At 30.1% G+C, this 24,210-nt stretch carries 22 protein-coding genes and 1 riboswitch; of the genes, 9 read left to right on the top strand and 13 right to left on the bottom strand.

Annotation, left to right across the window (positions count from 1 at the left end; genetic code table 11):
- Positions 1-91: 91 nt before the first annotated feature.
- Both RRF68_RS02450 and RRF68_RS02445 read right to left on the bottom strand, forming a co-directional pair.
- Positions 92-1,105: a hypothetical protein gene (locus RRF68_RS02450; protein WP_315944879.1), complete on the bottom strand. Its 1,014-nt coding sequence runs from the start codon at positions 1,103-1,105 to the stop codon at positions 92-94.
- A 91-nt stretch (positions 1,106-1,196) separates the two neighbouring features.
- Positions 1,197-2,012 (bottom strand): 2,3,4,5-tetrahydropyridine-2,6-dicarboxylate N-succinyltransferase, encoded by an 816-nt coding sequence (locus RRF68_RS02445; RefSeq protein ID WP_315944878.1) that lies wholly within the window; start codon positions 2,010-2,012, stop codon positions 1,197-1,199.
- 117 nt (positions 2,013-2,129) lie between these two features.
- On the opposite strand from RRF68_RS02445, the gene ruvX reads away from it, so the two are divergent.
- From ruvX to RRF68_RS02420, 5 genes are all read left to right on the top strand, one after another.
- Positions 2,130-2,540 carry a Holliday junction resolvase RuvX gene (gene ruvX / locus RRF68_RS02440; RefSeq protein ID WP_218772598.1) on the top strand — a complete coding sequence of 137 codons (411 nt, stop codon included), beginning with the start codon at positions 2,130-2,132 and terminating at the stop codon, positions 2,538-2,540.
- A gap of 53 nt (positions 2,541-2,593) precedes the next feature.
- Positions 2,594-3,181, top strand: coding sequence for a peptide deformylase (gene def / locus RRF68_RS02435; RefSeq protein WP_218772599.1), 588 nt, complete (start codon positions 2,594-2,596; stop codon positions 3,179-3,181).
- 28 nt (positions 3,182-3,209) lie between these two features.
- Positions 3,210-3,632 carry a DUF5606 domain-containing protein gene (locus RRF68_RS02430; RefSeq protein WP_315944877.1) on the top strand — a complete coding sequence of 141 codons (423 nt, stop codon included), beginning with the start codon at positions 3,210-3,212 and terminating at the stop codon, positions 3,630-3,632.
- Between the two features lie 3 nt (positions 3,633-3,635).
- A complete protein-coding gene (mazG, locus tag RRF68_RS02425; protein ID WP_315944876.1) occupies positions 3,636-4,415 on the top strand; it encodes a nucleoside triphosphate pyrophosphohydrolase in 780 nt (259 codons plus the stop codon).
- A 722-nt stretch (positions 4,416-5,137) separates the two neighbouring features.
- Positions 5,138-5,863, top strand: coding sequence for an SDR family NAD(P)-dependent oxidoreductase (locus tag RRF68_RS02420; RefSeq protein WP_315944875.1), 726 nt, complete (start codon positions 5,138-5,140; stop codon positions 5,861-5,863).
- Here the strand turns inward: RRF68_RS02420 and priA are convergent.
- Positions 5,860-8,307, bottom strand: coding sequence for a primosomal protein N' (priA, locus tag RRF68_RS02415; RefSeq protein ID WP_315944874.1), 2,448 nt, complete (start codon positions 8,305-8,307; stop codon positions 5,860-5,862). The genes RRF68_RS02420 and priA overlap by 4 nt on opposite strands.
- A 169-nt stretch (positions 8,308-8,476) precedes the next feature.
- Here priA and RRF68_RS02410 point away from each other — a divergent pair, with 169 nt between their 5' ends.
- On the top strand, positions 8,477-9,334 hold the full coding sequence (locus RRF68_RS02410; protein WP_315944873.1) for an alpha/beta hydrolase: 858 nt from the start codon (positions 8,477-8,479) through the stop codon (positions 9,332-9,334).
- On the opposite strand, the gene RRF68_RS02405 is transcribed toward RRF68_RS02410, so the two are convergent.
- The gene (locus RRF68_RS02405; RefSeq protein ID WP_315944872.1) at positions 9,327-9,545 is read right to left on the bottom strand and encodes a VF530 family protein; all 219 of its coding nucleotides are present in this window, start codon (positions 9,543-9,545) and stop codon (positions 9,327-9,329) included. The genes RRF68_RS02410 and RRF68_RS02405 overlap by 8 nt on opposite strands.
- Positions 9,546-9,575: 30 nt before the next feature.
- The gene (locus tag RRF68_RS02400; protein WP_315944871.1) at positions 9,576-10,121 is read right to left on the bottom strand and encodes a TlpA disulfide reductase family protein; all 546 of its coding nucleotides are present in this window, start codon (positions 10,119-10,121) and stop codon (positions 9,576-9,578) included.
- Positions 10,122-10,259: 138 nt separating this feature from the next.
- Here RRF68_RS02400 and gcvT point away from each other — a divergent pair, with 138 nt between their 5' ends.
- Entirely contained in the window at positions 10,260-11,342 is a 1,083-nt protein-coding gene (gcvT, locus tag RRF68_RS02395; RefSeq protein WP_315944870.1) for a glycine cleavage system aminomethyltransferase GcvT, read from the top strand.
- A 66-nt stretch (positions 11,343-11,408) separates the two neighbouring features.
- Here the strand turns inward: gcvT and RRF68_RS02390 are convergent, their stop codons facing one another.
- The 4 genes from RRF68_RS02390 to RRF68_RS02375 are packed head-to-tail and all read right to left on the bottom strand — an operon-like array spanning position 11,409 to position 15,701.
- On the bottom strand, positions 11,409-12,521 hold the full coding sequence (locus RRF68_RS02390) for an efflux RND transporter periplasmic adaptor subunit (protein ID WP_218772608.1): 1,113 nt from the start codon (positions 12,519-12,521) through the stop codon (positions 11,409-11,411).
- 35 nt (positions 12,522-12,556) lie between these two features.
- Positions 12,557-13,777, bottom strand: coding sequence for an ABC transporter permease (locus tag RRF68_RS02385; RefSeq protein WP_315944869.1), 1,221 nt, complete (start codon positions 13,775-13,777; stop codon positions 12,557-12,559).
- A 2-nt stretch (positions 13,778-13,779) separates the two neighbouring features.
- Positions 13,780-15,009, bottom strand: coding sequence for an ABC transporter permease (locus RRF68_RS02380; protein WP_315944868.1), 1,230 nt, complete (start codon positions 15,007-15,009; stop codon positions 13,780-13,782).
- A 2-nt stretch (positions 15,010-15,011) separates the two neighbouring features.
- Positions 15,012-15,701 (bottom strand): ABC transporter ATP-binding protein, encoded by a 690-nt coding sequence (locus RRF68_RS02375; RefSeq protein ID WP_218772611.1) that lies wholly within the window; start codon positions 15,699-15,701, stop codon positions 15,012-15,014.
- Positions 15,702-15,862: 161 nt separating this feature from the next.
- On the opposite strand from RRF68_RS02375, the gene RRF68_RS02370 reads away from it, so the two are divergent.
- Entirely contained in the window at positions 15,863-16,276 is a 414-nt protein-coding gene (locus RRF68_RS02370) for a thiol-disulfide oxidoreductase DCC family protein (protein WP_218772612.1), read from the top strand.
- 76 nt (positions 16,277-16,352) lie between these two features.
- Here the strand turns inward: RRF68_RS02370 and RRF68_RS02365 are convergent, their stop codons facing one another.
- Positions 16,353-18,287 (bottom strand): TonB-dependent receptor plug domain-containing protein, encoded by a 1,935-nt coding sequence (locus RRF68_RS02365; protein ID WP_315944867.1) that lies wholly within the window; start codon positions 18,285-18,287, stop codon positions 16,353-16,355.
- A gap of 91 nt (positions 18,288-18,378) precedes the next feature.
- Positions 18,379-18,579: riboswitch (cobalamin riboswitch) on the bottom strand.
- Between the two features lie 56 nt (positions 18,580-18,635).
- Here RRF68_RS02365 and RRF68_RS02360 point away from each other — a divergent pair.
- Positions 18,636-19,745 (top strand): ABC transporter substrate-binding protein, encoded by a 1,110-nt coding sequence (locus RRF68_RS02360; RefSeq protein ID WP_315944866.1) that lies wholly within the window; start codon positions 18,636-18,638, stop codon positions 19,743-19,745.
- Between the two features lie 80 nt (positions 19,746-19,825).
- Here RRF68_RS02360 and RRF68_RS02355 read toward each other — a convergent pair whose 3' ends face one another.
- The 3 genes from RRF68_RS02355 to RRF68_RS02345 are packed head-to-tail and all read right to left on the bottom strand — an operon-like array spanning position 19,826 to position 24,179.
- Positions 19,826-20,434, bottom strand: a complete 609-nt coding sequence (locus RRF68_RS02355; protein WP_315944865.1) for an alpha-ketoglutarate-dependent dioxygenase AlkB family protein — start codon at positions 20,432-20,434, stop codon at positions 19,826-19,828.
- A gap of 55 nt (positions 20,435-20,489) precedes the next feature.
- Entirely contained in the window at positions 20,490-21,668 is a 1,179-nt protein-coding gene (locus RRF68_RS02350) for a hypothetical protein (RefSeq protein WP_315944864.1), read from the bottom strand.
- Positions 21,669-21,728: 60 nt separating this feature from the next.
- Positions 21,729-24,179: a M1 family metallopeptidase gene (locus RRF68_RS02345; protein WP_315944863.1), complete on the bottom strand. Its 2,451-nt coding sequence runs from the start codon at positions 24,177-24,179 to the stop codon at positions 21,729-21,731.
- Positions 24,180-24,210: the final 31 nt, after the last annotated feature.

Here is a 24,210-nt window from a genome sequence, read left to right as displayed (position 1 = left end):
ATTAATCTAATTTTTAATATAAAAAATAAAACCATTTTTCATTTTAAAATTATGAAAGATGGTTTTATTTTTGTTATAAAGATTGTAATTTCTAATAATTTAATCTGTTATAATTAATATATTTTTCTTGATACTTATAAACATCTATTATCACTTTCTTTTTATTTTCAATAATTTTAGAGTCATCGAAGTTAAAAAAGTCTATCTCTGATTCTTTATATATACCTTTTAAAATAATTAAAGCAGTACTAATAGTACCAGTAACATGCGTTGGAAATTCATTATTTAACAAGAAGTCTAACTCTATATTAAACTTATTTCTTCGAATGTTAAAATTAAGCTCCTTTTCTAAAGTCTTTAATTCCTTACTATCTTCTCTTTTATGAGGAACATATACAATCTCTTTATCTTTATAAAATTCTGAAATCCTTTTTAAAGTCGTAAAATAATCTTCAAAAAGTAAAATTTTACTATCCACAACAGCTGTTCCTATAAGATAGACTTTATTGCTATTCTCTTTTTTAGAATTATTTTTTAACGAATGTAACCAAGTAAAATTATTCTGAACATATTCATTATTTTCATAATCAGGTAAATTATAGAACGTGAAGAAATTAACGTCGGTTACATCCTCATCAATTTTTATCTTATTTGAAGCATAAATTTTTTGAACTAAATCATATTTAAATCCAACTTTATTTTTCCCTTTAAATAAAGAAAATCGCTTCGTTAAATTTCCTGTATTTTTATATTCCTTTGCAATAGCAATAGTCGCGGCACCATCGTCTAAAATATATAGTTTTTCATAATTTAGATTATTAACAAAATAAGATGCTATTGGAAATGCACGAGTGAATAAATATTTATACTTTTCTTTATTCAGTTTCTTAACTAATTTAAGCCAAGAAATTCCGTAAGAAGTCTTTTTTTTAGTTCTTATTATATTATTCCAGCCTTCCGATTTTTTTATTAAAAAATTTATTGTGCTATCTTGTCTTCTATCAGATTTAATTATTAGTAAAGTATCAATTACCCCGAATTGTTTCCGTGCCTCAATTGCTCCTAACATTTCAAGCGACGTTCTTATAAAAAAAATAGATTTCATTTTATGAATTAAATTCCCTCTTCTAAATGTTAATTAATTTTGCAACCATAATATTTATCTGAAATAAATATGTAAAGCTATTTGTTTAAAATTACACCGCTACATCATACTCCCTAAGAGCATCATTTAACGAAGTTTTTTTATTAGTACTTTCTTTACGCTTACCAATTATTAGAGCACAAGGAACTTGATATTCTCCTGCTGCAAATTTTTTGGTATAACTACCTGGAATTACTACTGAGCGAGCAGGAACTACACCTTTCATTTCGACAGGTTCATCACCAGTAACATCAATAATTTTAGTACTCATTGTCAATACAACGTTTGCTCCTAAAACAGCTTCCTTTTCAACTCTAACTCCTTCAACAACAATACAACGAGAACCTATAAAAGCGCCATCTTCTATAATTACTGGTGCTGCTTGTAAAGGCTCTAAAACTCCTCCAATACCTACTCCACCTGATAAATGTACATTTTTACCAATTTGTGCACAAGAACCTACTGTTGCCCATGTATCCACCATTGTACCTTCATCTACATAAGCACCAATATTTACATAACTTGGCATTAAAATAGTTCCTGCAGAAATATAAGCACCGTGTCTTGCAACTGCATTTGGAACAACTCTTATTCCTCTTTCTTTATAATTTCTTTTTAACGGAATTTTATCATGATACTCAAAAATACCAGCTTCCAAAGTTTCCATTTTTTGAATAGGGAAATATAACACAACCGCTTTTTTAACCCATTCATTTACTTGCCACCCATTATCAGTTGGTTTTGCTACACGTAACTCACCAGCATCTAATAAATCAACAACTTTTCTAATCGCATTAATCGTGTTTTCTTCTTTTAATAAATCACGGTCATTCCATGCTTTTTCTATAATATCTTGTAATTCTGTCATTTCTATAATTTTCTACAAATATAAAACCTCTAATTCAATATAATGCGAAGATACATTTTTTAAACAGATGCTTGTAGCATGTTTAAAATCTGTATTTTTGCATAAAAACAAACTAGTTTGGGAAGAGTTTTAGCCATAGATTTCGGAAAAAAAAGAACAGGTATTGCTGTTACTGATGAATTGCAAATTATTGCCTCAGGGTTAACAACTATCAGTACCAAAGAGTTAATTCCTTTTTTAAAAGAATATATTAAAAAAGAAAATGTTGAGTTATTTATTATCGGAAAGCCAAAACAAATGGACAATTCTGATAGTGAAAGTGAAGCTTTGATTTTACCTTTTTTACAGAAACTAGCAAAAGCGATCCCTACTATTTCAATAAAAAGAGAAGATGAACGTTTTACTTCTAAAATGGCTTTTCAAACAATGATTGATAGCGGTTTGAATAAAAAACAACGTCAGAACAAAGCTTTAGTAGACGAAATAAGCGCTACAATCATTTTACAGTCGTATTTGTACAACAAATAATTTTATAGACAAACGATTCTTTGTATTTTCGCAATCCTTAAAAAATTTAAAAAATGATTTTACCCATTGTTGCTTACGGAGATCCCGTATTACGTAAAGTAGGAAAAGAGATCGATAAAGAGTATCCGCAGTTAGAAAAACTAATTGCCGATATGAAAGAAACAATGTATAATGCACAAGGTGTAGGTTTAGCCGCTCCGCAAATAGGAAAAGACATTCGTTTGTTTTTAATTGATGCTTCTCCTTTCGCAGATGATGAAGATTTATCAGAAGAAGACAGAAAAGTTTTAGAAACCTTTAATCGCGTTTTTATAAATGCAAAAATAATTAAAGAAGAAGGTGAAGAATGGGCTTTTAGCGAAGGTTGTTTAAGTATTCCTGATGTTCGTGAAGATGTTTTTCGTCAAGAAACAATAACGATTGAGTATCAAGATGAAAACTTCGAAAAGCACACTGAAGTTTTAGGCGGTTTAGCTGCCCGTGTTTTTCAGCATGAATACGATCATATTGATGGTGTTTTATTCACCGACAAACTTTCTTCATTAAAAAAGAGGTTGATCAAAAAGAAATTAGAAAACATATCAAAAGGAAAAGTACAAGCTGGTTACAGAATGCGTTTCCCTAATGCCAAAAGAAAATAGTCTATCAAGACATTAAAAATATTATAATATGGAATTTAATAAAATTATTGCAGTTACTGGTAAACCAGGATTATTTCAAATCTTATCTCAAACAAAAACAGGGGTAATCGTAAGATCTATTGTAGATGGAAAGCGTTTTCCTATTACAGCAACACACAATGTTAGTTTATTAGAAAACATTGCAATTTATACATACGAAGAAGAAGTGCCTTTAGCTGTTGTACTTAAAAACATGGCTGATAAAGAAGATGGTAAAGAAGGAATTTCTCACAAAGAAAGTAATGCTAAATTAACGGCTTATTTTAGTGAAATTTTACCAGGTTATGACGAAGAACGTGTATATGCTTCTAACATTAAAAAAGTAATTCAATGGTATAATACTTTAGCGCAGTCTGATTTTGACTTTAGTTCTTTAGATAAAGTAGCAACTACCGAAGAAGAAGAAAAATAAATCATGAATACTCGTAAGCAGCAATTAGACGCCTTTAACCGTTTGTTAGATATTATGGATGAACTTCGTGAGAAGTGTCCGTGGGATAAAAAACAAACCTTAGAAAGTCTCCGTCATTTAACTATTGAAGAAACTTACGAACTAGGAGATGCTATTCTAGACAATGATTTACAAGAAATAAAAAAAGAATTAGGCGATGTGTTATTACACATCGTCTTTTATGCTAAAATAGGTAGCGAAAAACAAGCTTTTGATATTGCTGATGTTGCCAATTCTATTTCTGATAAATTAATTCACCGCCACCCACATATTTATGGTGATGTTGAAGTTAAAAATGAAGAAGAAGTAAAACAGAATTGGGAAAAACTAAAATTAAAAGAAGGTAAAACTTCGGTTTTAGAAGGAGTTCCTAAAAGTTTACCTGCGTTGGTAAAAGCAAGTCGTATTCAAGAAAAAGTTGCTGGTGTTGGCTTTGATTGGGAAGAACCACAACAAGTTTGGAAAAAGGTACAAGAAGAAATAGCTGAGCTAAACGAAGAAATAAAAGCAAATAATCAAGAAAACATCGAAAAAGAATTTGGAGATGTGTTATTTTCTATGATTAACTACGCGCGTTTTATTAAAGTGAATCCCGAAAATGCTTTAGAAAAAACGAATAAGAAATTTATCAATCGTTTTCAATATTTAGAAGCAGCAGCTAAAAAAGAAGGCAAAGAACTTTCAGACATGACTTTAGGTGAAATGGATGTGCATTGGGAAAATTCGAAAGAATTTTTCAGATAACACTTTGTCATTTCGAACAAAGTAAAGGAATCTGTAAATTGATGAAAAAGATTACTTCGTCACACTTCCTCGTAATGACATATAAATTTCGTCATGGCGAACGAAGTGAAGCAATCTGTAAATTGATGAAAAAGATTACTTCATCATACTTCCTCGTAATGACGTATAGAATTCGTCATTACGAACAAAGTGAAGCAATCTCTATTTCAACAAAATAAACTTTCTTAAACTTCTCTCTTTAAGCTTTTCTAGTTAAAAGATTACTTCGTCATACTTCCTCGTAATGACATATAAATTTCGTCATTGCGAACGAAGTGAAGCAATCTGTAAATTGATGAAAAAGAATACTTCATCATACTTTCTCGTAATGACATATAAAATTCGTCATTTGAACGTAGTGAAGCAATCTCTATTTCAACAAAATAAACTTTCTTAAACTTCTCTTTAAGCTTTTCTAGTTAAAAGATTACTTCGTCATACTTCCTCGTAATGACGTATAGAATTCGTCATTGCAAACAAAGTGAAGTAATCTGTAAATTAATAAAAAAGAATACTTCATCATACTTTCTCGTAATGACATATAAAATTCGTCATTTGAACGTAGTGAAGCAATCTCTCTATCAACAAAATAAACTTTCTTAAGCTACTATTTAATCTTTTGATGTGATACATTACTTCACCATTTTTCCTCATAATAATATTTCATTTTGTATTTTTACTTTATGGATATAATTATTATTACAGGTGGTAGCAAAGGAATCGGAAAAGCATTGGCTAATAAATATGCTACAGAAAACTACAAAGTATATTCTTTGGCTAGAACATCTTCTGATTTAGAAAATGTCACTAATATCACTGTAGATTTGTCTGACCTTAAAAAAACAGAAAATACTTTTAATGCTCTTTTAAATGAACTTCTTAACTTTAAAATCACCTCTATTACTTTAATTAATAATGCAGGTCGTTTAGGTAAAATATCTAATCTAGAAAATTTAAAACCTATCGATATTTCCAAAACAATTCAGTTAAATACTACTACTCCAATTATACTATCTAGCCTATTTATCAAAATAACAGAACAATTAAGTTGTAAAAAACAGATTATTAATATTTCTTCCGGAGCTGCGAAAAGTCCATATCAAGGTTGGTCTATTTACTGCACGTCAAAAGCTGCAATTGACATGATGACTAAAGCTATTGCTACGGAACAAATTGAAGTAGAAAATGGTGTAAAATGTAATGCTATATATCCTGGCGTTGTAGATACCAATATGCAATCTGAAATTAGAAATACTAATAAAGCTGACTTTAATAGCTTACAACGTTTTGTTGATTTAAAAGAAAATAACGAATTATATACGCCTGAATTTGTAGCTGAAACTATTTACAAAGTAGATACCGAAAACCAATTAAAAAGCGGAGATATTGTTGATATTAGAGATTTTTAATAAGCATCTACATCAATAATAAAGCGGATAGGTCTAAAATCTTTTATACCTTCAAATGTGTTTCTCACCTTTTGCAGCTGTTCTTTTGTTTTTGCTAACGATTGTTTCGGCGGAATTTTTATAATTAAAATCTTAATATACAAATTACGAACACGAGAAACTGCCGGAGCTGTTGGACCCAATACGTTATCCTGAAAAACAATTTGTAATGATTTTGCTAACCAGTTTACGCCGTTTTCTACACGATTGTAATCTTTGTGTTTTAACGTAATTTTTATCAATCGAAAATATGGCGGATATTGAAATTGCCAACGTTCTTGTAGTTGTTCCTTATACATTTCTGTATAATTTGTGGTAGAAACTTGCTGTAAAATTTGATGATACGGGTTATAAGTTTGTATCGCCACCTTACCTTGTTTTTTACTTCGTCCTGCCCTACCCGATACTTGTACCATTAATTGATAAGCTCTTTCGTGTGCTCTAAAATCTGGGAAATTCAACATCGAATCGGCACTTAAAACGCCTACTAACGATACGTTTTCAAAATCTAATCCTTTCGATAACATTTGTGTACCAACTAAAATATCAATTTCCTGGGCCTCAAAAGCACCAATTATTTTTTGATATCCATATTTACCACGTGTCGTATCTAAATCCATTCTTCCGATTTTATACTTCGGAAAAAGTTCTTTTAATTCTAATTCAATCTGTTCGGTTCCAAAACCTTTCGTGTCTAGAGTTGCGCTACCACAAGCACCGCAACTATTTGGCATTGAACGTTGATAGTGGCAGTAATGACATTTTAATTCTCGGCGGAATTTATGAAACGTTAGACTTACATCACAATTAGGACATTCGGGAGAAACACCACAGGTTGTACACTCTACAACAGGTGAAAATCCACGTCGGTTTTGAAATAAAATCACCTGTTCTTTTTCTTCTAACGCCTCCGTAATCATTTTTAACAATCGGTCAGAAAAATGACCTTTCATTTCCTTTTTTCGATGTTTTTCTTTTACATCAATCAACTCAATTTTTGGTAATTGAATATTCCCAAAACGTCTTGTTAATTCTACAAAACCATACTTATTTTGTTTCGCGTTATAATAACTCTCTAAAGACGGCGTTGCAGAGCCTAACAATACTTTTGCTTTATGTAAATGACCTAAAACTACCGCTGCATCACGTGCATTATAACGTGGCGAAGGCTCGAATTGTTTGTACGAACTTTCGTGTTCTTCATCAACAACTATTAACCCTAAGTTAGAAAAAGGTAAAAACCCTGATGATCTTGCACCTAATATTATTTGTGCTTTCGGCTTATTCTCTAACACGTTATTCCAAACTTCTACCCTTTCATTCATAGAGTATTTTGAGTGGAATACTGATATAAAGCTTCCAAAATAACGCTGTAAACGCGTAATTATTTGTGTTGTTAAAGCTATTTCGGGTAATAAAAACAATACTTGCTTGCCTTCCGCTATAACCTCTTTTATCAGTTTTACATATATTTCTGTTTTCCCTGAACCGGTAACTCCGTGTAAAAGCGTTACATTCTGAGTTTCAAAAGAGGTTTTTATTTCATTAAAAGATTGCTGCTGAAATTCGTTCAGTTCTTTTATTTCATTGGTTTCACCTTTAAAATTAATTCGATCTGTTTGAATTTCATAAAACTCGAAAATCTCTTTATCCACCAATGCTTTTAAAACTGCTGATGAAGTGCCCGATTTATCTTCTAATTCCTTACTCTTTATTGGTTTTTTAGAAACTGATAATTGAAAATAAGTAAGTACAGCTTCTCGTTGTTTTTTTGCTCTAGAAAGCTCTTCTAACAAACTCTGCAAAGCTTCGTTTGAAGTATATTTCGAATTTAAACGAACATACTTGACTAATTTCGGTTTATATGTTTCGTAAATTTCCTCTTTAATAAAAGCGGCTTCTTTGTTTATCAATCCATCGATAATTGGCAAAACTGTTTTCTTACCTAAAATATCTGCTACCTGGTGAATAGTTATTTGCGAATGATGCTGTAGTGCTTCAAAAATTAAAAACTCTGAATCTGTTAAACTTGTTTCATCAGTAAAAGTTTCGTTTTTGTAAATAATCGTTTCACTTTCCAATAAAAAAGCAGATGGTAATGCTGCTCTGTAAACATCTCCTAAAGAACACATATAATAACTAGAAATCCATTCCCAATGTTTTAATTGACGCTCCGTTACAATAGGTTTTTCATCTAAAATTTGATGAATGTCTTTTGCCTCGTATAATTCTGGTGCATTTTGATGAATGTTAAACACCAAAGCAGTGTAAATTTTACTTTTACCAAAAGAAACAGCTACTCGCATTCCTTTTTTCAGGAATGAAAACTCTGCCTCATTTACCGAATATGTAAATGTTTTTTTTAACGGAATTGGTAATATGACGTCGATGAAATATGGTGTCACTTCGAGTAATTTTATGATTGAAATGAATAAAGTTATATCGAGAAGTTTTTTTTCAGTTCTCTATATAATTTTAATTTTCTCTTATCTGTTCAAATAAATTTTACTCGAACTGACAAAATCAAAACTACACAAAAATCACTACATTGTAAACAGAAAAATAAAGGTATTTATGACTTCATTAGAATGGAAAGCAAAAGGAAATATTATTAGAGTTAATAATCGAGATGTTTTTGTTATTGATGAAGGAAATCATGATAATACATTAATCATTTTACATGGATACCCAACATCTTCTTTCGATTATTATAAAGCGTTGCCTTATTTAACTAAAAAATATCGAGTGATTATTCACGATCATTTAGGCTTTGGTTTTTCAGACAAACCTTTAAATTATTCGTATTCTTTAATTGAACAAGCCGATATCGCTTTACTTTTATGGAAAAAACTAGCTTTACAAAACATAACTCTATTAGCACACGATTACGGAACAAGTGTTGCTACTGAAATTATTGCACGCACCAATATGAATCAAGCAAATATTACGATAGATAAATTGATTTTATGTAACGGAAGCATGCATATTGAATTGGCTAAGCTAAGAACGATTCAGAAATTATTAAAAAATAAAATTACAGGAAAATGGGTTGCTAAATTGGCGAATCAAGCTCTTTTTAATCGAAATATAAAGAATATATATTTTGATCCATCAAAAATACAACAGGAAGAACTTAATGAAATGTGGTTTCAAATTAATTATAACAACGGAAGAAATGTTATTCATTTATTAAGTAATTATATAAACGAACGTTACTTTTTTTGGCATCGTTGGATAGGGGCTTTAACACAAACTAAAGTTGAAACTAAAATTGTGTGGGCTACTCACGACCCTATTGCTGTAAAAGCCATCGCCGAACAATTACACAAAGAAATACCGAATAACAAATTGCATTGGTTAGAAAGCACAGGACATTTCCCTATGTTAGAAAAACCAAAAGAATGGAGTGAATTGGTGTTACAATCTAACTAATGTACTCTAGATATAGTTTTTCAACCTTCGTTCTTGCCCAAGGAGTAGTTCTTAAAAACTTTAAACCAGATTTGTAAGTAGGATTATTTTTAAACGCATTTATCTTTAAAATTTCACCTAACTCTTCCCAACCATATTCTAAATATAATTCTTCTAGCATGGTGGCTAATTTTATTCCGTGAAGCGGATTATTTGGTTGTTCTTGACTCATAATATATTTAAAAACACAAAAGTAAAGTTTCTACTTGATTAATTCGTCTAATAATTCTCTAACTTTAGCACTATTCCAATTTGCTGGCCCTTTTTTATCGGTAATAATGTTTCCTTTTTTATCAATAATAAAAGTAGCAGGAATCGAATTACTTTTTAATTGCCCGGGAACTTTACTCAAGGTATTATAAGTAGGTAAATTATAACTATTTTTAATGTAAAAATCATCAATAACAGTCCAGTTTTCATTACTTACAAAAACAAAGGTTACTTTGTCTTTATAATCATCATATAATTTTTGAATACTTGGCATTTCTGCAATACAAGGAGGACACCAAGTTGCCCAAAAATTTATGAAGACAACCTTATTTTTGGTTTCATTAAAATCAATATTCGCCGTATTTAATCCTTTTAAGTTCCAGTTATAATCCGTTAATTTTTCTTGCTTATCATCAGTAATAACCGAAGGCGAAAAAGAAATCAACCGTATAAAATATACTTTCGTTGGCGGATATAACAATAAACCGATTATAATTACAAATACAATATTAGAAATCGTTTTTTTACTAAACTTCATTACTACTTATTTAAAGCTTATCAAATGTACTACTCTTCTTGATAATTTACTTCTTAAAATATTAAATTGAATGACACTATTTGTTTGTCATATTTTCGATATTTTAGCAGTACTTTTTATAAAACAAACAACTTTAAAATGAAAAATACTGCATTAACACATATTCATGAAGCTTTAGGCGCTAAAATAGTTCCGTTTGCGGGTTACAACATGCCTGTACAATACGAGGGTGTAAATATAGAACACGAAACCGTAAGAAAAGGTGTGGGTGTTTTTGATGTAAGTCACATGGGTGAATTTTTCTTAAAAGGAGAAAATGCTTTGGCTTTAATTCAGAAAATAGCCTCTAATGACGCTTCTAAATTAGTTCCTGGAAAAGCACAATATAGTTGTATGCCAAATGCAGATGGAGGAATAGTAGATGATTTAATCATTTACATGATTGCCAAGAACGAATATATGCTAGTAGTAAATGCTTCTAATATTGAAAAAGATTGGAACTGGATTTCTAAACACAACGATTTAAAAGTTGAAATGGAAGATCGTTCTGATGATTGGTCTTTATTAGCTATTCAAGGTCCAAAAGCTGTTGAAGCTATGCAATCGTTAACTTCAGTAAACTTATCTACTATTAAGTTTTATACTTTCGAAATTACTGATTTTGCAGGAATTCCAAACGTAGTTGTATCAGCAACAGGTTACACTGGTTCTGGCGGATTTGAAATTTATGTTAAAAACAAAGATGTAGAACAACTTTGGAAAAAAGTTTTTGAAGCTGGTGCTAAATGGGATATTAAACCTATTGGTTTAGCAGCTCGTGACACTTTACGCTTAGAAATGGGATATTGTCTATATGGTAATGATATTGATGATACTACTTCTCCTTTAGAAGCTGGTTTAGGTTGGATAACCAAGTTTACCAAAGACTTTGTAAATGCTGAAGCTTTAAAAGCACAAAAAGAAGCCGGTGTTACTAAAAAATTAGTAGCCTTTGAATTAACAGAACGCGGTGTTCCTCGTCATGATTATGAAATAGTTGATGCTGATGGAAATAATATAGGTAGAGTTACCTCTGGTACAATGAGTCCTTCTTTAGGAATAGGAATTGGCTTAGGATATGTAACGAAAGAACTTTCTAAAGTAGATTCTGAAATTTTTATTCAGGTTCGTAAAAAACAAATTCCTGCAAAGGTGGTTAAATTACCTTTTTACAAAGGATAGTTTTAAATAAATAGCATAAAAAAAGCAACTCAAATGAGTTGCTTTTTTTATAGGAAGTAACTACTATTAATTCTTTCCGTTTTTAGATTCTTCTTTAGAAACTTTATTCCATATTTTAATTTCATCGGTTGCTGTAACTCCCTCTAAAACTTCAACATTTACTCCGTCAGATAATCCTAACTTAACATCTTTCTTTTCATATTCTTGATCACCAGTTTTAATTTCGATATATGGCTTTTCAGTTTTTCTGTCGAATTGTAATAATGCTTCTTTAATAGATAAAACACTATCTCTTCTAGCTAAAACAATTTCGGCATTTGCACTATAACCTGCTCTAATAAAGTGAGAATCATCTAAAGTTACATCTGCTTTAATTTTAAATTGAACTGCTCCTCCTTCATCTGTTCCTTTTGGAGCGATAAAGTTTAATACTGCTGGGAATTTTTTATCTTCAATAGCACCTAAAGCTACTTCAATTTTTGTTCCTTTTACTAATTTACCAACTTCTGATTCATCAACCTGACCTTCAAAAATCATTTTAGTCATATCTGCAATACGAGCAATCGTAGTACCGGCGTTAAAATCGTTTGTTTGTGTTACTTGATATCCTTTTTTAACAGGAATCTCTACAATCATACCATCAGTAGTAGCTCTAATACTTGTGTTTGCTGCACTTCCTAAACCTGATGTGGTACCTTTTTTAATGATATCCATATCTGATTGTGCATTTGCTAAGTTTTGCTTTGAATTGTTAAAACTTAATTCAGAGTTTTCAAATTGTTGACGAGATATTACTCCCTTATTAAAAAGACTCTTATCTCTATCAAACTGATTTTTAGCATTATTAAATGACAATTTTGCATTTTTAACAATACCATTTGCTCTGTTTAAAGAAGCAACGTTTGGCACTACTCTTACAGTTGCAATTAAATCTCCTGACTTAACAATTGCACCTTCTATAACGGCTATTTTATCAATAATTCCTGCAATTTGAGGTTTTATTTCAACCTCTTCTAAAGGAACTACTTTACCTGTAGCAACACTCTTTTTAACAATTGTAGCTTTAAAAGCTTTTTCTGTTTTATACTCTATTGGTGAAGCGCTATTCTTCTTTCCAAACCATATTAACACTAGTACTAATGCTAACGCAATTCCGCCAAAGATGATTACTTTTTTCATTTTTATCTATTTATATTCTTGTTAATTGATTTTTTTTATTCTTCTCTTAATGCTTCAATTGGCTGTATAACTGTAGCCATGTATGCTGGTATAAATCCTATAAATGTACCTAGTATTATTAAAACTGCATATGCAATTAATACGATTGGTATGTTTACTGTTGGATTTGTTAAAATATCTGCTTTATCAATTAGCATTAAAATTAAACCACCTGCAATGATACCTAATGATCCTGCTAATAATGTTAAGAAAATTGATTCTAATATAATTTGCTGACGAATCATAATAGGTGTTGCACCTAATGCTCTTCGAATACCAATTTCTTTTGTACGTTCCTTAACTGTAATTAATAAAATATTACCAATCGCAAATACTCCTGCAATTAATGTTGCAATACCAACGAACCAAGTTAAAAACTGCATTCCTGTTAAAAAACCTGTTACTTTGGCTATTTCTTTTCCCAAATTAAAGCCGTTAAAAGCACGGCTATCATCAGGGTGAATTTTGTGAATACTTTTTAATAACCCTTTAACATCTGTTTCTACTTGTTCGATATCAAAACCTTCTTTACCGGTTATCATCATCCATTGAAACTTGTTACCCGAATTGTAAACCAAGCGGAAAGTGCTAAACGGAATATGTACAGTGTTACCTCTTCCTCCTATTCTACCTGGCTTGTATACGCCAATAACTTTATAACCAATATTGTTTACTTTTAAATAAGTACCTAAAACTTCTTCATCCTTATCAAATAACTGCTCGTAAACATCGTCGCTAATTACACAAACTTTTTTATTTTCGTTAATATCATTCTGATTGATAAAACGACCTTCAATTAAGTTTTTCTTTTGAACTTTATCTAATAACGGGTAATCTCCGAAAATAGTTAGATTTGCTGTTTTTATTCCGTTTACTACCAAACCTCCGGTAGCATTTCTTGGCACAACAAATTCTATACCTTTAACTTCGGTTTTAATTTTTTCAACATCGCTTGTTGTTAATTGTATTTGCCTACCTTCCTGAAAACCTTTAAAAGCTTTTGATGTTCTACCACCAGCCATAAAAACACTGTTGGTTGCAAAATCACCAAACATACTATTAAAACCATTTTCAATTCCTTTGGCAGCTCCTAACAATCCTACAAGAAGTAGAATTCCCCAAAAGGCTCCAAAAATTGTAATTGCAGTTCTGGTTTTATTTTTACGAATACTTTCGTAAATTTCTTGCCATACATCTTTATCAAATAGAAATTTCATAATTAATCTGCTCTTAAGGCTACTATTGGTTTAATTTGTGCTGCTTTTTTTGCTGGTAAATAACCTGCAATCACTCCTGCTAATATCAATGTTATGGTAGCTCCCACTACAACTGGTTTCGATACCCCTGGATTTAGAATAAAATATTGTTCTAAACTTGGTCCGGTAATTTCTAAAATACCTACTCCTATTACCAATCCTAAATATCCTGCCAAAGCGGTTATTAAAATAGATTCTAACATAATCATTGTTATAATAGAACTAGGTTTTGCTCCTATGGCTTTTCTAATTCCTAGTTCTTTAGTACGTTCTTTTACAACGTATACCATAATGTTACTTATACCTACAACACCAGCAATTAGAGTTCCTAAACCAATTATTAAAATTAAAATACCTAAACCAACCATCATACTAGATACTTCTTTGTTATCAGATGCATAATTGTTGACTCTAATTCCCCTTTGATCGTTAGGATCTATTTCGTGTTTTTTCTTTAATTCACGAAGCATTTTGTTTCCGAACGCAATAGCCTCATCAATACTTAATTTTGGGTTGTACGTTAATCCGAAGTCGCCAATATGATCGTTATTACCATAAATTTGCTGCATAGTAGTAAATGGTGTGTAAATATAACGCTCATCACTATCGCCTCCTGGATCAGAAAAAACACCGATAACTTTATACATTATTCCGCCAATATTTAATTGCTTACCAAAAGCACTTAATTGACCGAATAAATCTTTTTCAACCATACGACCGATAACAATTACTTTCGATCTTTCGTTTAAATCTCTAAAGTTTAAAAAACGTCCTTCTGTTATTTCGGCTGATTCTAATATGTCATATTGCGGATATACACCTCTAATGGTATAATTGTCTTCTTCCGTTTTATAAATAACTTTTGAGCTTCTTTGTATACGCGGACTAATCATTTGAATTTTATCAGAATACTCTTCCTTTAAAAAATCAAAATCATCATTTTTAAATTGAATTCTTCGTCCAACCTGGTGTCCTTTATATGCTTTAGTTGTGCTGTTTGAACTGATGTAAATTGAATTAATTGCATCTGAAGCAAACTGTTCTTTAAAAGTGTTTTGAAGTCCGTTACCAATACCAAAAAGTAAGGTAAATAGTAAAATTGCAAAGGCAACCGTAAAACCCGATAATATAGATCGTAGTTTATTTTTGCTGATGCTTTGAAAAATTTCTCTCCAAGTATCTATATCAAACATAATTAAATTGCTTTTGCTTTGGTGTATTCATCACTTATAATCACACCGTCTTTTAAACGTACAATTCTATTAGTTTGTTCTGCAACTTCCTCTTCGTGTGTAATTACAAAAACAGTCATTCCTTCATCATTAATTTCTTGTAATAAACCCATTACAGAATCTGTTGTAGATGAATCTAATGCTCCTGTTGGTTCATCGGCTAAAACCACCTTTGGTTTTGTAGCTAAAGCTCTTGCAATAGCAACACGTTGTTTCTGACCTCCCGAAAGCTCGTTTGGTAAATGGTGTGCCCAATCTTTTAAACCTACTTTTTCTAGGTAACTTAATGCAATTTCTAAACGTTCTTTTCTAGCAACTCCTTTATAATATAAAGGTAAAGCAACGTTTTCTAATGCTGTTTTGTATGATATTAAGTTAAATGATTGAAAAATGAATCCTAAGAACTTATTACGTAAGATTGCTGCTTTTTTCTCATTTAAATTTTCAATTAATTCTCCGTTTAAATAATACTTACCTTCATCGTGCGTATCTAATAAACCTACAATGTTTAGTAAAGTTGATTTTCCTGATCCTGAAGACCCCATAATCGAAACAAATTCACCTTCTTTAATGTGTAAATCTAATCCTTTTAAAACATGAAGTGAGTCTTTACCTATTGGATAGGATTTGTGTAGGTTTTCTATTCGAATCATTGCTTGGTTAATTTTATAAAAATCTAAATTAAATACTGATAATTAGCTTATTACTAATTTTATGTTAAATCATTATTTACTTTCTTACAAGACGCCTAATTTTGAATTATGTTACAAAATATTATATTATTTTTAAATTTAATTATAAAAAATACACGTAAATGATTGATTTACCAAAGGATAAGGAGATAATTTTATTTGACGGAGTTTGTAATTTTTGCAATAATACAGTTCTATGGATTATTCGTTTTGATAAAAAAAACAAATTTGTATTTGCTTCTTTACAATCTGATATTGGAAAAAAAATAACAAATCATTTGGGTATAGATACTTTAAAAATTGATGCTATTATTTTATATGCACCAAATATTTCTTATGAGATTAAATCTACTGCTGCTCTAAAAATTATGAATAAGTTTGGTGGTTTTTGGAAACTTACACAAGTTTTCTTATTTATACCTGAAGGTATACGAAATATCGTCTATGATTTTATCGCTAAAAACAGGTATAATTGGTTTGGTAAAAAAGATGCATGTATGATTCCCTCTAAAAATATCCGTGACAAATTCTTATAAAAAAAATCCTACCAATTAAGGTAGGATTTTTTCTTCTTTTTCTTTTCACTATTTACTATGCAATTCTCCCTCTTTATTAAAACTGTAAACGAACTCCCAGTTTATAATTCCTTCCTCTTGTGTTGTATCCTAAAATCTCTTCATAATCTTCATTTAATAAATTAGAAACAGATCCAAAGAAAGTAACTTTATTATTTAATAATTTATGGTTGATGTTAAAATCTACCAAGTTGTAACTTGGTAAAATAACATTTTCTCCCGCTGCTCCGAAACTACCATATCTATCAAATCTAATTCTATCTCCTACATTTTTGTAAACTAATGACATAAATGTGTTTTTAATAAGGTTTGTCTCTATAGCCGCAACAATTTTATGATTTGGAATGTAATCATCAAAATGCTCTGTAGCAACCATATCTGTATAAGTATAGTTCGCTGTTAATTTTAAATTTTTTATCGGCTTTACCTCTAAAGCAGTTTCAATTCCATTTCCTTTTTTATCTGTATTATAATATTTAAATGTTGTATAATCAAATTCAATAGCGTCGTTTTCTGTTCTATCAAAGTAAACAGCAGAAAATTTAACAATTCCTTTATATGCAGCTTCAAAACCTACTTCAATAGTCTTACTATCTTCTGGTTTTAAATCTAAGTTACCACTAGAAGAATATAATTGGTATAAACTAGGCGCTATAAAAGCAGTACCGTATGACGCTAAAGCTTTTATCTTATATGCTCTATCTTTAAATAAGTTGTATGAAACATTACCATCATATACAAAGTGATTATCATACACACTATGCATATTTAACCTACCACCAACATTTACATTAAATCCGTAATCTGAAATATAAACTACAGATGCGTAAGGATCAACTGTATTAAAATTAGCTACATTTTTAGTTATTGTAGAAAATGGTGTTTTTGTATAATTCTTATTTTCTTGATAATTAACTCCTGCGATTACTTGTAGTTTATTGTCTAAAAATGAATATTTATTAACAAGATCAATGTTTAAACCTGTACCTTCATAAATAGAAGTATCATTTGTATTTGAAAAAGAATTAAACTGTAACAAATCTCTTGTAATTTCATTAAAAGATGCTAGAGCATACAATTCACCTCCATTATATTTAAAACTTGGTTTTACACCGTAACGAACTTGTGAATATTCCCATTTATTAATTGAATTATCACTGTAAGCTCCTGCATCAAATTCAGAATCAAAAGCATCGTAATTTAAAAAAGCATCTATTTTAACAGCTTTTGTAATTTGGTAGCCTAGCTTAAATAACCCATTTCTTCCATAATAAGCATCATCTTCAAATTTTGCAGCAGTATTACTTCTTGCTGATGACATTCCTTGTGTACCGGTTAAATTAAAGTATGCTAAATAACTAACATCTCCTAAAGTACCGTTAATACTTACGTTTTGATTTCTATCATTTGCGCGTAAACTTTTAGAGTTGCTTGAATTATTAGTTCCGAAACTTGCTTCGTATGTTGCAGAAATATCGTTCTTAGATGATTTTTTTAAAATAATATTAATTACACCTGTTGCTGCACCTGTACCATATAAAGATGATGCTGCTCCTTTTAAAACTTCTATTTTTTCAATTTGATTAAGAGATAATAATCTTAAATCATAAACCTGATTGATACCTGAGGCATCAGATACTGGTACACCATCTATTAAAATTAAAACTTGTCTACTTCTACCTCCTCTAATATAAACATTACGTACACTTCCTCTATTAGTGTTTGCTCCATTAATCTCAATACCTGGTAAATTATTTAATAACTCAACAACAGTTCTTCCTGCGTTGTTTTCAATGTCTTTTTTAGTTATTTTATAAATAACTTTACCTGTATGCTCTTTTTTTAATTCAAATTTAGTTGCTGTAACTACAACTTCATCTAAGTTTTCAGTTTTTTCTTGCTCTTGTGCAATAATTTTTGTGCTTGCAAATAACGACGCAATAGCACCAACAATTAGTAATTGTTTGTTCATTTTTAATGATTTAATTTTTACAATTAATCAGGTAAATTTTTTGTACAGTACAGAATAGCAATAAGTACAGTAACCTTTATCCCGAAAGTTTTTACTTTTTTTTGATTTTGGCAGGTCTCCTGACTTACGTCTTGTAACTTACCTTCCCATTTTTTAAAAAAAACAGTGGTAAAAGTTATAGTTACAAGCTTTATAGCTTACAGTTGCGGGAACAGTTTTGGATTTTAACCAAATTCCCTTTTAATTTCTTTAAGAAGATTTCTTAAAGAAAACCAAATTCGCGGCAAATGTAGTTTAAAAATTGGTATTACAAAATAGTTTTGTATCCTTGTTGCAAAAATAAAAGCCATGAAAATTACTCTTTTAAGAAAATCACTTTTTATCGTTGTATGTATTTTAATAACACAATGTAAATCAAAAGAAAAAGAACAAGTAATAGAGAGTAAAAGTATTATATCACATGCTTTAGGTTTCGATTTGGTTAAAGAAAATAATCAAACCACATTGATTATTAAAACTCCGTATCCAAAATCTAAAGAAACATTTACCTATCGTTTAGGTAATGATAATGCTGATATAAAAACTCCAATAAATGAAATAGTCGTTACTTCAACTACTCACATTCCTATATTAGAATTATTAAACAAAGAAAAAACCTTAATCGGTTTTCCACATACCAAATATGTTTCTTCAGAAAAAACAAGAGTTTTAATTGATAGTGGCTACGTAAGAGAATTAGGTAAAGAACAATCTTTAAACACCGAAATTTTAATAGATATTAAACCTGATTTAGTTGTTGGTTTTTCGATGGGAAAAACAAATAAAACATTAAATACCATAAAAAATGCAGGAATCCCAGTTATTATAAATGGTGATTGGCTGGAAGAAACACCGCTTGGTAGAGCAGAATGGATTAAAGTTTTTGGAGCTTTGTATAACGAAAATAAAAAAGCTGATAGTATTTTTAATGCCATAAAAAAGAATTATTTAGAAGCTATTGATATTGCCAAAAAAGCAACGAACAAACCAACAATACTTTCTGGCGCTATTATGAGTAAAGATATTTGGAATTTACCTGCCGGAGAAAGTTTTGTTGCTCAGTATTTAAAAGATGCTAACCTTAATTATTTATGGAAAAACACAAAAGGAAAAGGGAGTTTATCACTAAGTTTTGAAAGTATTTTAGATAAAGGTAAAAATGCTGATTTTTGGATTGCCCCAGGTTATTTCACTTCTAAAGAGCAAATGTTAAACAGCAATAAACACTACGCCGAATTCAAGGCTTTTAAAAATGACCGTATTTATTCTCCTGCTTTGAAAAAAGGAAAAACAGGTGGTGTTTTATACTTTGAACTAGCTCCCACCCGACCTGATTTAGTTTTAAAAGATGTTATAAAAATTACTCACCCGGAACTATTACCTGCCTATAAATTAACCTTTTTCGAAAAAATGAAATAAGTTTAGATTTTTTTTTAATGTAAAAGCTGATAATTATCTAACGTAAAACACAAAAAATAGCACTTATTGATAACCAAATATTACTTATCAATAGTTCGGAAAGTTAAATTAATTCGTGGTCGGTGTATTATTTTTGTTGGAGGTAAACGGTGTAGCCAATGTGTTTGCGTTTCATCTTTCATTACTAATAAAGATCCATGTTCTAACACTTTATAAACGGTTTCTTTGGTTTCTTTATGTTTAAAACCAAACTTTCGCTCGGCACCTAAACTTAAAGAAGCAATAGCTCCTTGTTCTTTTAAATCCTTTTCTCCATCACTATGCCAAGTCATTCCTTCAGATCCGTCGTGGTATAAATTGAGCAAACAAGAATTGTAAGTTTCGTTTGTTTCTTTTTCTACTAATTCCTTTAATTCTAGCAATTCTTTTGTAAAAAGTAATGCTGTTTTTGTGCTGTTAGAATAAGAGTATTCGAAAGGTTTTTCTGCATACCAAGCTACTTTTCTTTTGGTAAAAATTTGCTTCCCGAATATAATAGCTTCATCATTTTTCCATTCTATGCAATCTAATAGCCTATTATAATAAGCTTCCGCTTTTATGTTAGATAAAACTAGTCCGTAGTAATTTACAGTCCCGTCTTTGGGAAGTAAGTTTTCAGGCAAATCATTAAATTGTGAGAATAAATCCATCGATTATAAAAATAAAAAACTCCCGTTTAAAACAGGAGTTTTCATAATGTTTATTTTAATTTCTAAACTTATTACGCGAAATAATATGCTTTAACCTCTCCTTTAAATCCGTTCCTGTATCGTATACCATTTGTTCATTTGAAGGAAAATGGACCGATTTTAACTTTGTTAAATTAAAAAAAGATTTATCTAAAGCTCTTCTATCACCATCATAATTAGCATAACTATGTTCGAAAATAAATTCGCTTTCAATAGGAAAACTTTCTATTAATTGATCAGTAGAATTATTATAAAACTTAACAACCCCCATTACTTTGCTGCTCTTAGATTGCGTAAAACGGTATAATTTACATCTAATATTTTTAAAATTATCAACCTTAATTTTATTACCTAAACTATCTTTAACGTAAACACCTTTAGTGTTTTTTAAATACTTAAAACCATCTTTTAGTTGTTTCTCTTTTATAATTTCTTTTTCATGAATTTGTTCAGGAGAGATATCAATTCTTCTAAGATTAAGTTCTAAATCAAAATCGTAGTTAATTTGTTTGTTTTTTCTAGAATGATAAACCGTCCATAAATCATCTAAACCATAAGTATCCATTGCCAATAAATCATTTTCTAATCTTCTTGGTATTATTTGATTGGTTTCATTACTTACTGATAAAAAAACATAATCGGTTCCTTTAACATGAGCTTCTTCTATTAATTTTCTGGTGTTTTTATAATTCGAATTAATCTTATCTAAGTGCTGTAATTCATTAAAAGCGCTTCTATAATTCATTTTGTTACGACGACCTTCTTTTAAGAATGCTACTCCGTTTTTATATAAAAAATCAGAATAATTTTCTTTAGACTGAATAATATTATTGTCGTAATTCGTTAATTTAAAACGTGCTTTTTTTAAAGGCAATAAAGGTTTTATCTTTTCTTGTCTGTTATTTAAACGATTATATAAATCATAAATAGTTTTTAAGTTTTCAGCATTGTTTTCCTTCTTTAAAAAGGCAATTTTAGATAGATCTCTATCACTTGCTTTTTTAAAAGCATTTTGTAACATTACAACATAAGGCTGGTTTTTTTCTTTAAACTTATCTTTAGCCAAGTTTTTAATAGATAATGCTATTGCTTTATCGTAATCTCCTGAATTAATTGCTTTTTCAGTTGTTTTAATGCTACTACAAGAAATTGCAACAAAAGCTATAAAGATTAACTGTAAGGTAATTTTTTTCATGTATTTCAGTTTGTTTAGAGTAGGCAATTATAATGCCAATATATTTATTTTTTTATCTATTTACTCTAATAATTTTGCCATTGCTAATTTAACAATTTCAATGTTGTTATTTTTGTTTGGTTGGTTTTCTGTCTTTTGTTTTTGCACTACTTGACGTAACAAATTTATACCTACTTTATCGAAATTGTATTGTTTGTACTGAATTCCTTTCGAAACAATATCATCCGTTAAGTTTTTAATAGCAGCTGTATTATTACTTTTTGCTATTTTTTCATAAGCCTTTTTATACAAGGTTTGTATTTTTTTATTCTGACTTAAATACATACCTGACATTACATTGCTTGCTATAAAAGTTAATTCATCATCATCATTTTCTTCTAAATAAATGCGTGTTAAAGGCGTTGCAATAATCTTTTTAACCGCATCAGGTAAAGTTTTAGATTTTGCAATAGCCAACGTTTTATCTACATAATACATTCCTACTAACGACTTTCCTAAAACAGCATACGACTTACTTGTTAAACCTTTCTCAAAAACAGCTTTTAACTCAGGATCTGTTAATTTACCTAAGGTTTCTATCGCTGCTGCTTGTACAAGTGTTTTAGAATCGTTGTTTGCTATTTGCTTTATTGTTTCTATCTCTCTTCTTTTAGAATTCTTGTTTACCAAATTAATGTTTTCTAACGCTAATATTCTAATTTTATAAAACTCATCATTCATTGCATTGGCAATCGCATCAAAAGCTTTGGTATCGTCTTGCTGTCTTTTTGCAACTTCTAACAAAGCTTCTTTTTTATGCATATAACTCTCTGCATATTTTAATTGATGAATATAATCACTCAATATTTTATTTTCAATTACGTCACATAACAAAACACCGTTAGCATTTACCTGAATTAAATCTGGCTGTTTTCTATACGGAAAAGTAAAAGAAGCCTCTTTGCTTTCTACAAAAACAGTATGTCTTGTTCGTTTACTACCTTCAAAGACATCTATCGCAAAAGGGAATTTAAACTCGTTCTCTTGATTCTGAATAATATTTACAGTAACCGTTTTTCTTAATTTATTAAAATCATAAGATATTTCTAACTGCGGATGTCCACTATTAAAGTACCATTGATTAAAAAACCAATTTAAATCTTTTCCACTAACTTTTTCGAAAGCCAATCGTAATTGATGCGCTTCACCAGTACCGTATTTATTTGTAGTTAAATAATTGTTTAAACCTGCATAAAAAGCTTCATTTCCTAAATAATTTCGCAACATATGTAAAATTGCGCCACCTTTGTTATAACTAATCGCATCAAACATATCTTCTTTGTCTTGGTAGTTAAAACGCACTAAATGTTTATCAAAATTCTGACCGTTTTTATACCCTTCAATATCTTCTAGTAAATGAGCATCTGCATCATTTTTTCCATATTTATATTCACGCCATAAATATTCGCTGTAGTTTGCAAAACTTTCATTCACGGTAAGATTACTCCAACTCTCTGCGGTTACTAAATCGCCAAACCAATGATGAAAAGCTTCGTGAGCAATTGTATTTTCTTGTATGTTTTCATCAATTAATTGCCCTGGCATTTGGTAGGCATTTTCTCCGTGAATAACAGCGGTAGTATTTTCCATAGCGCCACTTACATAATCACGCCCAACAATTTGCGCATATTTATTCCAAGGATATTCGATACCAGTAATTTTAGAGAAAAAAGCTAACATTTCTGGTGTTTTACCAAAAATTTCCTTCGCATAAGGAGCGTATTCTTTTTCTACATAATAATCTACCGGAATATTTTTATACGTATCCTTAACAATCTCATACTCTCCTACTCCCATAAAAAATAGATACGGTGCATGTTTTTGTGTGAAATTCCAATAATCGGTTCTTGTTCCGTTTGTATTAGTTATTTGACTTTCTAACTTACCATTAGAAAGTGTTACATACTTATTAGGAACAGTAATATAGATTTCTTGTGATGTTTTCTGATTTGGAGCATCTATTGTTGGAAACCAACAACTACTTGCTTCGGTTTCACCTTGTGTCCAAATTTGTGTTGGTTTGTTTTTATCCAAACCAGTTGGATTTATAAAATACAATCCTTTGGCTGATGTAATCGCTGCACTCCCTTTTTGTTGTACTTTCTCTGGACGAGCTGTATATTTTATATAAATGGTAAATTCTTCATTTCGTTTATATATGCGAGGTAAATCGATTATCAACTTATAATTATCGTAATTATAGTCTAACACTTTAGCATTCATTGTTATTTTATGAATAACCATTGCTTTAGCATCTAACGTTAATTTACCTGTTTCATAAAAATGAGGTTTTACTGTTAGCCATGTTTCCCCATTCAGTTGTTTTTCTTTAAAGTTAAAATCAACCTTTAATTTTGTGTGAATTAAATCGTGAATTTTATCTTTTTCTCCTCGATACGTATTCTCTACTTGCGCAAAAAAGGATACCGTAAAAAGTGCAACTATTAGTGTAAGGGTTTTTTGAAACTTCATAAATACTTTCGTTTGAGCATCAAAAATAAGC

It is taken from the genome of Tenacibaculum sp. HL-MS23, assembly GCF_032463465.1.
GTDB classification, from domain to species: Bacteria; Bacteroidota; Bacteroidia; order Flavobacteriales; family Flavobacteriaceae; genus Polaribacter; species Polaribacter bernardetii.
The sequence above is the reverse complement of the archived record's forward strand: the minus strand, read 5'-3'. Positions and strand labels throughout refer to the sequence as shown.

Bases quoted from the DNA above. Each gene is read 5' to 3' on its own strand.
- RRF68_RS02450 (WP_315944879.1), bottom strand. From the start codon at position 1,105: ATGAAATCTATTTTTTTTATAAGAACGTCGCTTGAAATGTTAGGAGCA.
- RRF68_RS02445 (WP_315944878.1), bottom strand. From the start codon at position 2,012: ATGACAGAATTACAAGATATTATAGAAAAAGCATGGAATGACCGTGAT.
- def (WP_218772599.1), top strand. From the start codon at position 2,594: ATGATTTTACCCATTGTTGCTTACGGAGATCCCGTATTACGTAAAGTA.
- RRF68_RS02430 (WP_315944877.1), top strand. From the start codon at position 3,210: ATGGAATTTAATAAAATTATTGCAGTTACTGGTAAACCAGGATTATTT.
- mazG (WP_315944876.1), top strand. From the start codon at position 3,636: ATGAATACTCGTAAGCAGCAATTAGACGCCTTTAACCGTTTGTTAGAT.
- RRF68_RS02420 (WP_315944875.1), top strand. From the start codon at position 5,138: ATGGATATAATTATTATTACAGGTGGTAGCAAAGGAATCGGAAAAGCA.
- RRF68_RS02410 (WP_315944873.1), top strand. From the start codon at position 8,477: ATGACTTCATTAGAATGGAAAGCAAAAGGAAATATTATTAGAGTTAAT.
- RRF68_RS02405 (WP_315944872.1), bottom strand. From the start codon at position 9,545: ATGAGTCAAGAACAACCAAATAATCCGCTTCACGGAATAAAATTAGCC.
- RRF68_RS02400 (WP_315944871.1), bottom strand. From the start codon at position 10,121: ATGAAGTTTAGTAAAAAAACGATTTCTAATATTGTATTTGTAATTATA.
- gcvT (WP_315944870.1), top strand. From the start codon at position 10,260: ATGAAAAATACTGCATTAACACATATTCATGAAGCTTTAGGCGCTAAA.
- RRF68_RS02390 (WP_218772608.1), bottom strand. From the start codon at position 12,521: ATGAAAAAAGTAATCATCTTTGGCGGAATTGCGTTAGCATTAGTACTA.
- RRF68_RS02385 (WP_315944869.1), bottom strand. From the start codon at position 13,777: ATGAAATTTCTATTTGATAAAGATGTATGGCAAGAAATTTACGAAAGT.
- RRF68_RS02380 (WP_315944868.1), bottom strand. From the start codon at position 15,009: ATGTTTGATATAGATACTTGGAGAGAAATTTTTCAAAGCATCAGCAAA.
- RRF68_RS02375 (WP_218772611.1), bottom strand. From the start codon at position 15,701: ATGATTCGAATAGAAAACCTACACAAATCCTATCCAATAGGTAAAGAC.
- RRF68_RS02370 (WP_218772612.1), top strand. From the start codon at position 15,863: ATGATTGATTTACCAAAGGATAAGGAGATAATTTTATTTGACGGAGTT.
- RRF68_RS02365 (WP_315944867.1), bottom strand. From the start codon at position 18,287: ATGAACAAACAATTACTAATTGTTGGTGCTATTGCGTCGTTATTTGCA.
- RRF68_RS02360 (WP_315944866.1), top strand. From the start codon at position 18,636: ATGAAAATTACTCTTTTAAGAAAATCACTTTTTATCGTTGTATGTATT.
- RRF68_RS02355 (WP_315944865.1), bottom strand. From the start codon at position 20,434: ATGGATTTATTCTCACAATTTAATGATTTGCCTGAAAACTTACTTCCC.
- RRF68_RS02350 (WP_315944864.1), bottom strand. From the start codon at position 21,668: ATGAAAAAAATTACCTTACAGTTAATCTTTATAGCTTTTGTTGCAATT.
- RRF68_RS02345 (WP_315944863.1), bottom strand. From the start codon at position 24,179: ATGAAGTTTCAAAAAACCCTTACACTAATAGTTGCACTTTTTACGGTA.